This window comes from Winogradskyella sp. KYW1333 (assembly GCF_003335675.1).
Lineage (GTDB): Bacteria > Bacteroidota > Bacteroidia > Flavobacteriales > Flavobacteriaceae > Winogradskyella.
The window spans coordinates 404420-420016 of sequence record NZ_QPHL01000016.1 but is presented as its reverse complement, the minus strand read 5'-3'; the positions used below and the strand labels follow the sequence as shown (position 1 = coordinate 420016).

At 32.8% G+C, this 15597-nt stretch carries 15 protein-coding genes; 3 read left to right on the top strand and 12 right to left on the bottom strand.

All coding sequences use genetic code 11. The annotated features are described in order from the left end of the window. Window positions 1–711 (top strand): response regulator transcription factor, encoded by a 711-nt coding sequence (locus DUZ96_RS09510; RefSeq protein ID WP_114301699.1) that lies wholly within the window; start codon window positions 1–3, stop codon window positions 709–711. An 18-nt stretch (window positions 712–729) separates the two neighbouring features. Here DUZ96_RS09510 and miaA read toward each other — a convergent pair whose 3' ends face one another. The 7 genes from miaA to DUZ96_RS09475 are packed head-to-tail and all read right to left on the bottom strand — an operon-like array spanning window position 730 to window position 7670. Then, window positions 730–1644, bottom strand: a complete 915-nt coding sequence (miaA, locus tag DUZ96_RS09505; protein WP_114301698.1) for a tRNA (adenosine(37)-N6)-dimethylallyltransferase MiaA — start codon at window positions 1642–1644, stop codon at window positions 730–732. Then, a complete protein-coding gene (locus DUZ96_RS09500; RefSeq protein WP_114301697.1) occupies window positions 1637–2467 on the bottom strand; it encodes an ion transporter in 831 nt (276 codons plus the stop codon). Before DUZ96_RS09500 ends, miaA begins: the two co-directional genes overlap by 8 nt. A gap of 23 nt (window positions 2468–2490) precedes the next feature. Beyond that, window positions 2491–3858, bottom strand: a complete 1368-nt coding sequence (locus DUZ96_RS09495) for a 3'-5' exonuclease family protein (RefSeq protein WP_114301696.1) — start codon at window positions 3856–3858, stop codon at window positions 2491–2493. 29 nt (window positions 3859–3887) lie between these two features. Then, complete coding sequence (locus tag DUZ96_RS09490; RefSeq protein WP_114301695.1) at window positions 3888–4547, bottom strand: YggS family pyridoxal phosphate-dependent enzyme; 660 nt, start codon at window positions 4545–4547, stop codon at window positions 3888–3890. After that, entirely contained in the window at window positions 4537–5775 is a 1239-nt protein-coding gene (locus DUZ96_RS09485; protein WP_114301694.1) for a DUF1015 domain-containing protein, read from the bottom strand. The genes DUZ96_RS09490 and DUZ96_RS09485 overlap by 11 nt, the downstream gene beginning before the upstream one ends. Before the next feature lie 21 nt (window positions 5776–5796). Beyond that, window positions 5797–6684 carry a 3-hydroxybutyryl-CoA dehydrogenase gene (locus tag DUZ96_RS09480; protein ID WP_114301693.1) on the bottom strand — a complete coding sequence of 296 codons (888 nt, stop codon included), beginning with the start codon at window positions 6682–6684 and terminating at the stop codon, window positions 5797–5799. 26 nt (window positions 6685–6710) lie between these two features. Further along, the gene (locus DUZ96_RS09475) at window positions 6711–7670 is read right to left on the bottom strand and encodes a Gfo/Idh/MocA family protein (RefSeq protein ID WP_114301692.1); all 960 of its coding nucleotides are present in this window, start codon (window positions 7668–7670) and stop codon (window positions 6711–6713) included. A gap of 151 nt (window positions 7671–7821) precedes the next feature. Here DUZ96_RS09475 and DUZ96_RS09470 point away from each other — a divergent pair, with 151 nt between their 5' ends. Then, on the top strand, window positions 7822–8463 hold the full coding sequence (locus tag DUZ96_RS09470) for a protein-L-isoaspartate(D-aspartate) O-methyltransferase (RefSeq protein WP_114301691.1): 642 nt from the start codon (window positions 7822–7824) through the stop codon (window positions 8461–8463). On the opposite strand, the gene DUZ96_RS09465 is transcribed toward DUZ96_RS09470, so the two are convergent. The 4 genes from DUZ96_RS09465 to smpB form a co-directional block, all read right to left on the bottom strand. After that, window positions 8460–10301, bottom strand: a complete 1842-nt coding sequence (locus DUZ96_RS09465; protein WP_114301690.1) for a Xaa-Pro dipeptidyl-peptidase — start codon at window positions 10299–10301, stop codon at window positions 8460–8462. The two genes, DUZ96_RS09470 and DUZ96_RS09465, sit on opposite strands and share 4 nt — an antisense overlap. An 88-nt stretch (window positions 10302–10389) precedes the next feature. Further along, the gene (locus DUZ96_RS09460) at window positions 10390–10914 is read right to left on the bottom strand and encodes a hypothetical protein (RefSeq protein ID WP_114301689.1); all 525 of its coding nucleotides are present in this window, start codon (window positions 10912–10914) and stop codon (window positions 10390–10392) included. Window positions 10915–10923: 9 nt separating this feature from the next. Then, window positions 10924–13386, bottom strand: a complete 2463-nt coding sequence (locus DUZ96_RS09455) for a DUF5686 and carboxypeptidase regulatory-like domain-containing protein (RefSeq protein ID WP_114301688.1) — start codon at window positions 13384–13386, stop codon at window positions 10924–10926. A gap of 114 nt (window positions 13387–13500) precedes the next feature. Beyond that, a complete protein-coding gene (smpB, locus tag DUZ96_RS09450; RefSeq protein ID WP_114301687.1) occupies window positions 13501–13959 on the bottom strand; it encodes an SsrA-binding protein SmpB in 459 nt (152 codons plus the stop codon). A 105-nt stretch (window positions 13960–14064) separates the two neighbouring features. Between smpB and DUZ96_RS09445 the strand changes: the two genes are divergently transcribed. Continuing rightward, entirely contained in the window at window positions 14065–14814 is a 750-nt protein-coding gene (locus DUZ96_RS09445; protein ID WP_114301686.1) for a DUF6503 family protein, read from the top strand. Between the two features lie 7 nt (window positions 14815–14821). Here DUZ96_RS09445 and DUZ96_RS09440 read toward each other — a convergent pair whose 3' ends face one another. Continuing rightward, window positions 14822–15595: an SDR family oxidoreductase gene (locus DUZ96_RS09440; protein ID WP_114301685.1), complete on the bottom strand. Its 774-nt coding sequence runs from the start codon at window positions 15593–15595 to the stop codon at window positions 14822–14824. Window positions 15596–15597: the final 2 nt, after the last annotated feature.

Below are 15597 nucleotides of genomic sequence, written 5' to 3'. Positions count from 1 at the left end.
ATGGAAGAACAAAACAAGAAAATTCTGTTAGTAGAAGACGATCCAAATTTTGGAACTGTTTTAAAAGATTATTTAATGATGAACGATTACGACGTTGTCCATGCTAAAAATGGAATGGAAGGTTTTGAGAAGTTCAAAAAAGACGATTACGATCTTTGCATCCTTGACGTAATGATGCCATATAAAGACGGCTTTACACTCGCTAAGGAAATTAGAGAAAAAAATACAGATGTACCAATTATCTTTTTAACTGCGAAAGCAATGAAAGAAGATGTATTAAAAGGCTACAAAGTGGGTGCAGATGATTATTTAAATAAACCTTTTGACAGTGAAGTACTGTTAATGAAAATTAAGGCTATCATGCAGCGTAAGGCTACGGATACAGTTGCAGATAGTAAGCAGTTCGAATTTAAAATTGGAAGGTTTGATTTAAATTCAAAATTACGTTTCCTCAAGTTCGATGGAGGAGAGCCTGCAAAATTATCACCAAAAGAAAATGAATTGTTACGTTTGTTAGCATTGCATGAAAATGACCTAATGCCAAGAGAGCTTGCATTAACTAAGATATGGAGAGATGATAATTACTTTACTTCAAGAAGTATGGATGTTTACATCGCAAAGTTGCGTAAATATTTAAAGCCAGATCCTAATGTAGAAATCCTCAATATTCATGGAGAAGGATTTAGACTTGTGATAAACAACAACGATTAGAAAATTAGAAACCAGCTTTTAGCTGGTTTTTTTTATTTCATTTTCTAAAAAATCAATACTTTCATTTGTATTGGTTGTGTAATCAAACCAATTGATTTCCTTATTTTTTCTAAACCACGTGAGTTGGCGTTTTGCGAATCTTCTTGTATTTTTCTTAATTTCTGATATTGCAAAATCCAAGCTTATATTACCGTCAAAAAATTCGAATAATTCTTTGTAGCCAACCGTATTTAAAGCATTTAAATCTCTATATCGATATAATCTTTTAGCTTCGTTAATAAGCCCATTATCAATCATTATATCGACTCGTTGATTAATTCTATTATAGATTAGTTCCCTTTCTGCATCAAGACCGATTATAATAGTCTTAAATTCTCGCGCTTTATTTTTATTGGTAAGAAAGTAACTAAAAGGTTTCCCAGTACCAATACAAATTTCTAAAGCTCTTATTACTCGATGAGGGTTCTCTATAGCTATGTTATCATATGATCTTCCATCCAGTTCCTTTAATTGATTTTGTAAAGATTCTAGTCCTTTATTTTTTAGCTGTTGATTTAAGTTTTCCCTAATTGAAGCGTCAATTTTAGGGAAGTCGTCTAATCCCTTTGTCACTGCATCAACATATAAACCCGATCCACCAACCATAACCACAACCGGATTATATTTATGGATCTGATTAATAGTTTCAATAGCATCCTTTTCAAAATCACCAACAGAATATTTCTCTTTTATTGATTTATGTTGAATAAAATGATGTGGTGCAGCCTTTAATTCGTCTTCAGAAGGCACGGCCGTTCCAATATTCATCTCTTTATAAAACTGTCTTGAATCAGCAGATATTATTTCAGTATTAAAATGTTTGGCGAGTAAAACACTTAATGAAGTTTTACCAATCGCTGTAGGACCTACAATGGAAATTAACGTTTTAGTCATGATTTAATTCATGTCCACATTTATGACAAAAATGCGAACCATCTTGATGACTGCTATCCAAACAATTAGGACAAGATTGAGTGTTAGTGTGTACATCTTTTTTATTAATTCTAGTCATTTCTGAAGAAACAATACCTGTAGGTACTGCGATTATACCATAACCCATAATCATTATTATGGAGGCAATGAATTGTCCTAATGGTGTAATTGGTGCGATGTCTCCATAACCAACTGTTGTCAATGTTACAATTGCCCAGTAAACACTTCTTGGTATACTAGTAAATCCGCTTTCTTTGCTTTCTACCAAGTACATTACGGTACCAAGAATAATACATAGTATTAATACAAAAGATAAAAAAACCGCAATTTTAGCCCTGCTCGTTTTAAGGGCTCTAACAAAATTGGTTGATTCACCTATATAGCGTGTAAGCTTTAAAATTCTGAATACTCTCAACAGGCGTAGTGCTCTAAATGCCACTAGAGAGTGAGAACCTACTAATAATAAGGATAGGTATTTTGGAATTGTAGAAAGCAAGTCTATAATACCATAAAAACTTGTTATATACTTTATGGGTTTTTTTACAACAACTATTCTGGCTATATATTCTATGGAGAATAGAATGGTTATTATCCATTCTGAAATATCTAAAAGACCATGATATTTATTGTCAATAGACTCAACACTTTCAAGCATTACTAGGACAATACTGGCCAATATTGCAATTAATAAAATGACATCAAACAATTTGCCTATAGGAGTATCTGCCTCATAAATTATCTCATGAAGTTTTGCTCGCCAGCTATGTTTTGTTGTTGGTTCCATTTATCAAATCTACGAAAACCAATTTATTCTGGTAATTCAACGATTTTCAACCTTTTATTTTTTCGCATATAACTCTGAATAATGTGTTGGGTGTCACGATTATTTTGCATTGGCGTTATTAAAGAAGATAAAATTTCACGATTATTTATTTGATGATTCAAATTAAAGAATCCGATACCTCTAAATATACCATCTTCTATTAATACAACACTCTTTTCATCTATATATCTGCCACGATCAATTAACAACATGTCTTTAGTATCATAACTATTCTGATCAATAACGGCATTAGCTCGTTTGTTGTAAGCTTCTATATCTTCTTCATTTATGCATGCTCCTAGGCATTCCTTTATTTCATATCTAAAACAGCTTGTTTCAGATTTCTCTAATCCAGTAAGTTTTTCGCATAACTCAAACTTTTCAATCATCCTTTTCATAAATGATACACCACTTTGTCTATTATTAAAGGTGGTAATTGGCTTTTCATCTTGCTTAATCTGGCTCAATCTTAAATTTACGTAGCCTTTATCATCTATAAAACTGTATAATCCTTGAGAGAATTTGTTTCTCTTTAATGCTCTATTTAGAATGGGTTTGTTAGTCTTAATTTCTTCACTCTCCTTCAGAAGTGCCACTAATTCGCTCCCTGTTCTTTCATATGATACTGAGGAAACTTGAAGTTGAATCTTTTTTGATTTGGTGTTCTTATTGGTGAAATGTTGAGTTATGCGTTTTTTAATATTGTTGCTTTTACCAATATAAATGATATTTCCTTCAGAATTATGAATATAGTATACACCAGTCTCTGTTGGCAATTCTTCTATAATTTCGCGTAAATTGGATGCTAACTTAGACCTCTGTTCAACCTTGATATTGTCTTTAATAATTTTTTTACTTGAGTCTTTATTCAAGAGCATTTTGAACAACTTTAAAGTGGCTTTTGCATCACCACTTGCTCTATGCCTGTCACTCATAGGTATTCCGAGAGCTCTAGCTAATTTACCAAGACTATAAGATTCCATATCTGGAATTAACTGCTTAGATAACTCTACTGTACAAAGCGACTTTCGTTTGTATTTAAAACCTAGCCTATTAAATTCTGTTTTTAGAATTCGATAATCAAAATCTGAGTTATGTGCTACTAATACACAATCTTCGGTAATTTCAATAATACGTTTTGCAACTTCATAAAACTTTGGAGCATTTCTAAGCATTTTAGAATTAATGCCTGTGAGATTAACTACGAATGGTTGAATTTCTCTTTCAGGATTAACCAGAGAAATAAATTGGTCTACAATTTCATGACCGTCATATTTATACACAGCGATTTCAGTAATACCTTCTTCGTTGTATTTGCCACCAGTAGTCTCTATGTCTAGGATTGCGTAAATCTGAAAATATTAATGTGAGTTAATTACGTTTAATTGTAATTTCTAGAACCAAATATACTACTTCCAACCCTAATCATATTGCTACCACAGTCTATAGCAAGATTATAATCACCACTCATACCCATAGAAAGGGTATTAAAAATTGGATTGGTAGATTTTAATTCATCGTAACAGCTTTTCAAGTAGTCAAATTCAGATTTAATCTGGTCTTTATTATCTGTAAAAGTTGCCATTCCCATGAGACCAACGATGTTAACATTGGTACTTTCTGCGTAAGATTTTGAGTTAAGTAAAGATTGCGCATCGTTTTTACTCATTCCAAATTTTGAATCCTCATTAGCGATTTTTATTTGTAGCAGACAATCTATTACACGATTATGTTTCATTGCTTGTTTATTGATTTCTTCCATTAATCTTATACTGTCCAATGCATGTATCATACTTACAAATGGAGCCATATATTTTACCTTATTTCTCTGAACATGACCTATCATATGCCATTTAATATCTTTAGGCATAACATCATGTTTTTCAACCATTTCCTGGATTTTATTTTCTCCAAAGATTCTCTGGCCAGCATAGTAAGCTTGCATTAATTCACTAACTGGTTTAGTTTTAGAAACTGCAACTAAGGTAACATCTTGAGGAAGCGTTGAATTAATGCTCTGTAAGTTCTTTTTAATATTCATAAATCGTAATTCCGCTTCTTAGTTTTGGTAATATATAAGTACTTTTTGGAGGCATAGTAAGACCTTCATCTGCAATTTGTTTCATCTGTTTTACTGTAGCAGGACACATTCCAAATCCAACTCTGAATTCTCCACTATCAACACTAGATTTAATTGTTATCATTTCGTGTCTACCATGTTGATATTCAATTCTATTGTCATTTCTGAGATCATCAATCCCTAATATGGGTTGTAGAATTGTTTTATATAATAATTGCGCATCCAGTCGATCTAAAGCAGTTTTAAAATCGAAATTTGCTTTGCGTAGATAAAGCGAATAAAATTCACCATCTAAATACATACTAAAATGATGAGGTCTAGAAGGTGCATATGGTATAGCACCTCTATTTTCAATCCTATACATCGCATCTAGTTTTATTAAAAACTCTTCTTTTGTGAGGCCATTTAAATCTTTAACTAGCCTGTTAAATTCTTGAATCACCAAATCTGATTCTGGTATTAGATATGACATAAAGAAGTTATATGATTCATCACCTTTATGTTTTGTATTCCTCTTTTTTTCATCTTTAAAGAGTAAATATGATGATGCTGATCTATGGTGTCCGTCTGCGATATAGATAGTATTAATTTTCTCAAACTCTTTTTTAATAGTGTTTATTTGCTCTTCTTCATCAATTTTCCAGAGATAATGGGTGTCTCTATACGTCATGGTGAACTCAAATTCTGCATGTTTCTTTTGGGCCTCCTTGATAATTTCTGCAATTATTTCATTATCAGGATATGTAAGCAAAACAGGTTCAGCATTAAAGCCAACAGTTTGAAGATAATTTTTAAAAATTTCCTCTCTTTTTGCAATTGTATCCTCGTGCTTTTTAATTATATCATTTTCGTAATCCTCAGCACTTGCGGCTGCTATTATTCCGTTAAATTCTTGCTTATGTCTATTTACAATTCTGTAAGCGTAGTAGGCAGGTTTTTCGTCCGTATTGAAAACTCCATCTTCCTTAAATTCGAGATACCTGTTTCTAACAAGTTGATAACGTTCTGTACCAGTAATAACCTGATCGTATTTATAACCTGGATTTACGATATGTAAAAAACTGTAAGGATTATAATCCATACGAGATTCACGCTCATCAATAGTATAACTTTGGTAAGGTCGCGAAGCAACTAGCCCAACAATTGCTCTTGTTGGTTTTACAGCTTTAAACGGAATTACTTTTGCCATTTTTTATTTTTGATTCCAGTATTATGTAAATTGACTAGCAACTTTTTCTGCCTTTCTGCTTTTAGAATAGTCATAAAATCCTTCTCCAGATTTCACACCTAATTTACCAGCTCTTACCATATTTGCTAATAACGGACATGGTGCATACTTTGGATTTTTAAAACCATCGTACATTACATTTAAGATTGATAAACAAACATCTAATCCTATAAAATCTGCCAATTGCAAAGGACCCATTGGATGGGCCATTCCTAGTTTCATTACTGTGTCAATTTCACTCACACCTGCCACACCATTATATAAGGTCTCAATAGATTCGTTGATCATTGGCATCAATATACGGTTTGCAACAAAGCCTGGATAGTCATTTACTTCCGTTGGTATTTTTCCTAAAGTTTTAGATAGTTCCATTATAGTGTTGGTAACCTGATCACTTGTGCTATAGCCTCTTATGATTTCTACCAGTTTCATAATTGGTACGGGGTTCATAAAATGCATACCAATTACCTTATCAGGCCTTGATGTCACAGCCGCTATTTGAGTAATTGAGATAGATGAGGTATTTGTTGCCAAGATGGTTTCTTCCTGGCACAAGTCATCCAGCTGATTGAAAATTTTAAGTTTAAGATCGACGTTTTCAGTTGCAGCTTCAACAACAAGTGCTACATTTTCGACTCCCTTTGAAATGTCTGTAAATGTTGTAATGTTGCCTAAAGTATCTGATTTATTAGCTTCACTAATTTTTTCCTTGGTTACCATTCTATCTAAATTTTTAGAAATGGTTTCCATACCTTTTTTTAACGAGGCTTCATTAATATCTATTAATTGTACTTTAAATCCAGATTGTGCGAATGTATGGGCTATTCCATTACCCATTGTACCTGCACCAATAACTGCTACATTTTTCATTCTTTTCTAATTTTAAATAGTTTACTTTAAAACTGATTGATAATCATGGTTGCTACTCGCAACGCTTCTGTGCCATCATGTAAAGTTACGATTGGCTTGGTATTATTGTTAATAGCATCTGCGAAGGTTTCTAGCTCATCTAAAATGGCATTATTATTTTCAATAGATGGGTTATCAAAATAGATTTGTTTTTTAACACCTTCTGCATTTTGTAGTATCATATCAAAATCACCAGGATTTTCTGGTGCGTCTTTCATTTTAACCACCTCACATTTCTTTTCTAAAAAATCAACTGATATATAAGCATCTTTCTGGAAAAAACGTGACTTACGCATATTTTTTAATGAAATACGACTTGCCGTTAGATTGGCTACACATCCATTTTTAAACTCAATCCTTGCATTTGCAATATCTGGTGTTTCACTAACCACAGAAACGCCACTAGCTGAGATATGTTTTACGGGTGAATTCACGACACTTAAAATAATATCTATATCATGAATCATTAAATCTAAAACAACAGGTACGTCTGTACCACGTGGATTAAATTCAGCTAATCTATGAGTTTCAATAAACATTGGGTTTTGTATTTGATCTCTAACACCAATAAATGCTGGGTTAAAACGCTCTACATGGCCAACCTGTCCTTTAACACCATGTTCCGCTACCAAAGTTCTTATGGCTTCAGCTTCTTCAACTGTGTTTGTGATTGGTTTTTCTATAAAAATATGCTTGCCTTTTTTGATGGCTTGTTTAGCACAATCATAATGTGAAAGAGTAGGTGTAACGATATCTACGACATCCACAGCATCAATTAATGCTTCAATGGTATCAAAATATTTATACCCAAATTCGTCTGTAACTCTTTTCGCATTTTCAGAGTCAGCATCGTAAAAACCAACTAGATCATATTTCTGAGATTCATTAAGAAGTCTAAGATGAATTTTACCAAGGTGACCAGCACCGAGAACACCAGCTTTTAGCATATTTTTAGTTTTTAACAAAAATAATCGTTTTGGATGAAAAATTTAAAAAAGAAAACCTAAAAAACTGAGATAATAGCAATAAAATAATCTTTTTCAACATGCTTTGAACTTGCCTTAGTTTCTAGTAATTTTGGGATAAAATAATTCTGATTTGAAGGACACGTTTAAACATAAAGGAATGCGTCAACAATTAGTTGATATAATTAAAAAGAAGGGTATTAAAGATGAACGTGTCTTAGGTGCCATAGGGAAAATCCCTAGACACCTATTTATGGATTCTGGATTTATTGACCACGCTTATGCAGACAAGGCATTTCCAATAGCGGCCGATCAAACTATTTCACAACCCTACACTGTGGCTTTTCAAACGGAATTAATGCAAGTTAAACCAGGTGATAAGGTATTGGAAATTGGTACAGGAAGTGGTTACCAATGTGCAGTACTGATTGAACTTGGAGCTAAAGTTTTTAGTATTGAACGTCAACAAGAATTATTCAAGAAAACCTTTAAGTTTCTGCCCAAAATAGGGTATAGAGCTAAAAAGCTCATCTTTGGTGACGGTTATAAAGGTCTAGCAGAAGAGGCGCCATTTGACAGTATAATAGTTACTGCAGGTGCCCCCTTTGTACCTAAACCACTTTTAAGTCAGCTTAAAGTAGGAGGTAGGCTGGTAATCCCTGTTGGTGACAGTGTGCAAACCATGACCTTATACTTGAGAAAAGGCGAAAAGGAATTTGAAAAACACGAATTTGGTGAATTCAGGTTTGTGCCGCTACTAGAAGATAAAAACTAGTTTGTTACCTTTATAAATGCATCATTACCACCAACTATTGGTAAAGACAATGTAGTTTCATCTAATTTCACTGATAATTCTGTACCAGGTTTTGGATGTAACGTAAATTCTGAATCACTAGAAAATATCATAAGTCCTATTTGTTGCCCTTTTCTTATCACCTGATCATCTGGCTGTAAATCAAAATTTACTGTATAAAATTTACCAGGTTCTAAGGCCTCTTCATTAGTAATGGACTTATAGTTTCTAGGGTCTGCCCAACCTCTTGTAATGATATTATCAGTTATTTTTACATCGTTGCCGTTTTCCCAAGGTAAGGATACTAACCAAACTGATAAATTCGCCGCAGATTTGTTGCTAGAAAGTGTTATACTTACTTTTGGCACTCCAGAAATATGTACATCTTCAGTTAATGTTGAAGTTGTGTATAATAATCTATTTTTTGATGATTCAGCCGTTGCCAAATCTTTGCCACTAAAATTATAATCATCTATTAGCTTTTCAATATTATTCGAGGGTTGGTCCATGTTTAAATTACCAACCGTGTTGCCACCAGTAGTTAAATTTAATTTTACAAATTCTGCATCTGGATTAGGGTAGTCCTTATAAGGTGTTGGTTTTAATCTGTCATCATATTCACGAACTATATACGCCTTATAATCTTCTTTATCAACACCATTGTCAATACCGTGAAGATATTTAGTAAACCATTTATTCATCATTGAAATTGGTGGTGGCCCACCGTGACCAACTTGATGATAATAAATTTGTGAAGGAAGACCTTTTTCTCGTGCAGCCTTGTAGATTCTATAACTATGTTCAGGCATTACGTTCCAGTCATTAAATCCGTGCGACATTAGTAATGCAGCTTTCATTTTATCCATTTGGTTGAGGTAATCTCTACCAGACCAAAAATTATTTAAATCTCCTGTTTCTCGGTCCATTCCATTGCGCATTTCCGTATCCCTTATGGTTTTGTTATTATATGGTCTGTGATTTTCATCACCACTATGGACAAAATCATATAATACATCAATGTCTTCTCCTAAATATCCGCCAGGAGATCTAACAAGTCCGTTAGAACGGTAATAGTGATAGTAAGATGTGTTTGGTGCAATAGGAATTATTACTTCTAAACCTTTAACTCCAGTAGTCGCAGCTGCTATTGGTAATGTACCGTTATAAGAAGTTCCAGTCATGCCAACTTTTCCTGTTGACCAATAAGCTTTAACTTCTTCATTTCCATCTCTTTCTGAATATCCTTTTGCTCTTCCACATAACCAATCAATAACGGTTTTGGGAGCAAGTGATTCATTCTTTCCTCCAATTGTTGGTGCCCCATCTGAAAGACCTGTACCTGGAGAACTAGAGTGTACCACAATATAACCTCTTGGAACCCATTTTCTAATATGTGAATTTGAAATTATTGGTCTTTTCCCTCTCCGTTGAACCTCAGGATGGAATCGTTCTTCTCCAATTTCACCAAGTTCATGTTGAACATTCCACATGGTACCAGGAGCATCAGCTGCAACTCCAGCAAAATAAGGACTAGTAACGTAAATAATAGGAAGTTTAAGCCCTTCGGTGTCTGTTTGTTCTGGCCTTGTTACCGAAACGTGCATTCTATCTGGGTCTCCATCGCCATCGGTATCAAATTCAGTTTCAACCCAAAGATCATGTCTCACCCAATACTCAGGATTGCTAAATGCCTCTACAATTTGGGCTTCACCATCTTTAAAAATTGGTGCTGTTTTAGTTTCTGTTTGTTGTGCACAACTGAATATTGAAAAGGTTAATGCAAGAGTTAAAAATGATTTTATTTTTATTGAAAGCTTCATTCGATAGAATTTTTGTTGGTTAAATATAGTACCCTCTGCTATGAATACATAAATAATAACAGATATTTAAGATGGCTGTATTAATGTATTATTGCTTTGGTAAATAACGCTCAGGAATTGGATTATCCTTAGATTCTTGCATCCAATAGATATTAATAATCCACCAACGTACTCCATCGTTCATTAATTGCATACTGTTTATACCTCTCATAAATGGTTTTTCGTCATTCTTAGTCTTAAATGATTCATAGGTGCTAAATACGTGAGAAATATTTCCAAATGTTTCAACAATTCTATTTATTTCAACTTCGTGAAAACCATTTTTAAATAACCATTTCCCAGATGTGTTAATGTAATCGTCTGGAGACATAAATCTTGCGATATGCAACCCTTCATTGTTTTTGCCTGATGGAATAAGTTTGGCATTTTCATAAAACAAGTGCTTGAATAAATCCCAATCTCTTTCAATACCAGCATCACCTGAAATGACAGAGTATAAAGTTTCAATTGTATTGTCTAAGGATGAGACTTGTAAACAATAGTCTTTCTTTTCCGTCTCTTGTGAATTTATTGCAAATGAAATAAACAAAAAAAGTAAAAGGAATCGTTTCATGTAGTAAAGTTAAAAGAATTTAATGCCAAATAAAATAGCATCATTTTTAAACCCACTTTGATATGAACGCACATAATCAACCCTTAAGAAACGCCATTTGCCCCAACCAATATTATCAATACCAATTGTGAATTCTTGGTATGGCTTGTTGTTTGGAGTTGAAAGGTTATGCGCACCTAATATTAGATTGAAGTTAAGTTTATTGATTAAAGGTATTTTGCCTAAAATATAGCCATTGAAATCATGTTCAGCATGCATTTCTAGATAACTATCGTTTGTACTTAAATCATAATATCCGAGATTATTAAAAACATTTATATAATTACCACGACTACTAACATTTATTTGATTACCATTAAAATGCTGATAATCCATAAAAGCAATATTTTCTGCATTAAAGAATTTACCAAGCCTTAGATTATAACTAAACCTTCCTTTATCTGCCGCATTGAATGATTGATAAATTCTTGCTTTGACTTGATCAAAGTTATAATCATCATTTGTCGCCCCAAATCCTTTTTCATAGCTCAATACCAAAGTAGGATACTTATCTGTTGAAACATTAAATTTACTATCTGGATAGCTTAAATACTTTTGACCAAAATTGATTCTTCCAGTTACATTGAACTTTAAAATGTTATGGTCTTCAAATGGAGCAGTGGTGCTGGTTGGGTTCAACGGATTGTTACTTAAATATTCCTTGTCGTCCTGTGGGTAAAAGGTTTGGTCAGTGGTATTAAACAATGGAGTTCTATTTTCATAAGAAAGACTGGAAAACAGCCTGAATCCATTAAACAATTCTTCAGAATAGTTTAATTGTACAAAACTTCGTTCATATAATTTCATATAATTCTCTTCGAAGAATAGCGTGGCTGCAGAATTCCAAAATGGTCGTATGGGATTAAATGTATTAAATTGCGCCACTTGCATGCCACCTGATAATGTCAAAAAGGCATTTGAAATGTCGTTAAACTTAAAAGACAATGAACCTGTTGCTCTTAATCTTTTATCTGAAAAACCGTATTGAAGGCCTGCATTTGCTCTGAAATATCGTTTAAAAGCATCGTAATTTTTTGTAAAGAAAAGATTGGTATTAGCTGTATAACCTTGTACTGTATTGAATTGAATACCTTGGAGAGGAACATTAAAACCAATATTGTAATCTTTAAAGGAGTTTTGATAGGTATAGCCTAGTATATTACTAAATTTAAATCTATTATTTTCTCTGTCAAGAGAATCTAAATAAGGTCTTGATTCTTTTACCTCTTGAATGCTATCTTTTCTTTTGTAGTCTGTACTTTCTTCTAATGTTAGCCGTACAGGTCTTATTTTAGTCCAGAATAAAGAATCTTTTTCGTTAGCCTTATCTTCAAACGCAACCAGCTCAGGGCCGAAGTCTTTTGCTGTGAGGCCTTCATTGAATTCGTAATTACTGTAAACTGCAGTAAATCTGCCATCGCCTTTAATACCAAAGAATTTATATTTAAAATCAATACTCTGTGATATAATTGCCCAGATGTTTTCTTTTTCTGAATAGGAAAAACTCTGCTTAAGTGATATTATATCTACTGCAGGTATTCTGGCTTGTATACCCGTGATATCCAGTTCAAGAGCATAAATGGTCCATTGGTCTTCTACAATATATATTGAGCCAGAAAAAATTGGATCATTTTTACGTTTAGGTAGAACATTAATTTTATTTATAAGGTTACCTCTTACATCATAGAAAACGCCCTCTAACTGATAGCGATAATAACTAAAGGCATTATTTGCAATAGGAGAGACGATTTCATTTCCAAATTCTACGGTGTTATTGTAGAAATTAAAATCTACGTCTATGGCATTATTAAAACTGAAACCACTATTATCTCCACTAACTTTAGATGCAGTTATTTTTTCTTTTAGTTTGTCTGGTCTTAAAAATTGAATTTTTGAAATTGTCTCTGAGAGATAGATGATACCACTTCTGGTTGAATCCAAACCACCACCGAGATCACCAACTTCTTGACCTAATATTTTTTCTGGTGCGTCTTTTATTCTTATTAACCCACGAGAATAAAAGTCTGCCTTGTATGACTTAATTTTTTCTAGATTTTCCTTACGCTTATTAATTGCACTTCGCATTATAGCATTAGCTGGATTTTCTTCTGCATTTACAACAACTTCTCCGAGAGTTAATGAACCTACTTCAAGGGTAACGTCAATAGTAAATGGAAACTCTTCTATCGCAACCTTCTTCTTAACGGTTTTGAATCCTAGATAGGTAAAAACAATTGTATAAGTATTGGCTTTTGTGATATTTAACTCAAAGTAACCATCGTCATTAGTGGTTGTGCCTTTATAGGTGTTTTCAATCACAACATTTACAAATGGTAATGGGTTTTTATAGGTATCTGTTATGGTTCCCTTTATTTGGGCAGACAAAAGAAAAGTAAAAAGAGAGAAAAAAAGTAGGAGTAATGATTTATTCATTGAATTTGATTAATAATGTTTAAATTATTGGCTTTCTATCTAAACGAATCACAGCCTAATTTGTTTCAAACATATGCTAATATTGAATACCTAAAGGTTATAGTCTTCTTAAAGTTATCGGAAATTTTTCTTAATTCGGTCTAAGTTCCTTTTGTTATCACGATCCTTAATTGTCTCTCGCTTATCATAAAGTTTTTTACCCTTAGCTAAGGCAACTTCTAATTTAGCAAGACCTTTTTCATTTATGAATAGTCGAAGAGGAATAATTGCCATTCCTTTTACATTGACTTCTTTTTCTAGTTTTTTTAATTCTCGCTTATTCAGTAAAAGCTTACGTTCAGCTTTTGGTTTATGATTATAATAATTGCCAAAGGCATATTCTTCAATTGTCATGTTAATAACAAATAGTTCACCTTTGTCATTAAATTCACAAAAACTCTCTGCAATGGAGGCTTTACTTGCTCTAATAGATTTAATTTCAGTACCAGTTAATACAATTCCAGCAGTATATTTATCTACAATCTCATATTGAAATTTAGCTTTTTTATTAAATATGTTTACTGCTTTTTGCATAGTTTGCAAATGTAGTTGTTAATGTTAAGAGTTAAAAGTTTATTAGTATAAAGTCATCTTAGTATGCATATGAGTAGATTTACGACTTCAGAAAAAATATTTAATATGAAGTATATAAAAATATTATTATTATTTCTCTTTTGTTATAGTTGTCAGGAGGAAATTAAAAACTTATCTTTTTCGGCTGATGAGATAGTGAATAAATCAATTGAAATTTCTGGTGGTGAGCGATTTGAAAATTCTGAAATTAGTTTTGATTTTAGGGATAAGTCTTATTTCGCACAAAGAAAAAATGGAAATTTTTTGTTGGCGAGAAGTTTTTATAGCGAATCTGATAGTATTACAGATTTTTTAACCAACAAAGAATTTAAGCGATTAGTGGGTGAGGAATTTATTGTGGTTGCTGATTCAATGATGACTAAATATAAAGCATCGGTTAATTCTGTACATTATTTTTCAGTTTTACCATATGGATTAAATGCTACACCTGTTAATAAATACTTGCTTGGAGAAGAGGAAATAAAAAACAAAACCTATTATAAAATTAGAGTTACATTCAATAAGGAAGGTGGCGGAGAGGATTTTGAAGATGTTTTTATCTATTGGGTTGATAAAGAAACTTTTAAAGTAAAATACCTCGCATATTCATATAATGAAGATGATGGTGTTGGAATGCGTTTTAGAGAGGCCTATAATGAACGATTCATAGAAGGGATTAGATTTGTAGACTATAACAATTATAAGTCTTCAGATGGTTTAATGGCACTTATTGATTTAGGTAAGATATTTGAAAAAAATAAGCTCAATTTATTATCTAAAATTGAGCTTAAGAATATTGTCGTTAATGACTTATAAAATTAGGTTATCTACCTAGATAGCCTCCATCTACAGGTATTATTGTACCCGTGATATAGTCACTTGCAGACGAAGATAAAAATACAGCAAGACCTTTAAGGTCATCACCAGTTCCCCATCTTTTCATAGGTACTCTCATAAATACCTCTTCTGTTCTTTTTTTATCATTAATTAATGCAGTGTTTAATTGTGTGTCCATATAACCAGGAGCTATGCCATTAACGCATATTCCTCTTGAAGCCCAATCATTTGATAAGGCCTTTGTTAATTGACCTACACCACCTTTTGATGCTGCATAAGCAGGAATTGTGATACCTCCTAGAAAGCTCATTAATGAAGCAATATTTATGATTTTACCACCTCCTTGTTTGAGCATGGTGTTACCAGCAAGTTTGCAATAATGAAAAGTTGCATCTAGATTAATGGCAATAACTTTGGACCATTCCTCATCTGGAAAATTTTCACTCGAATATCTTCTTTGAATTCCAGCTGAATTAATTAAGATATCAACTCTACCGCCTAAAATTTCTAGTGCTTTTGCATAAGAGTCATCTATTTGCGATTTAATACTAACATCGGCTTGAATAGCCTCAACGTCAAGTCCGTTTTTCTTAAATTCATTACTAAATTCAAATGCCCGTGTATCATAGTCAATAATTACAGTTTGGGCTCCAGCTTCAGAAATTGCTTCTACCATGGCAATGCCAAGGTCACCAGCGCCACCAACTACAATGGCCTTTTTTCCTTTTAGGCTAAAAGTTTCTAATATGTTTTTTTTCATTT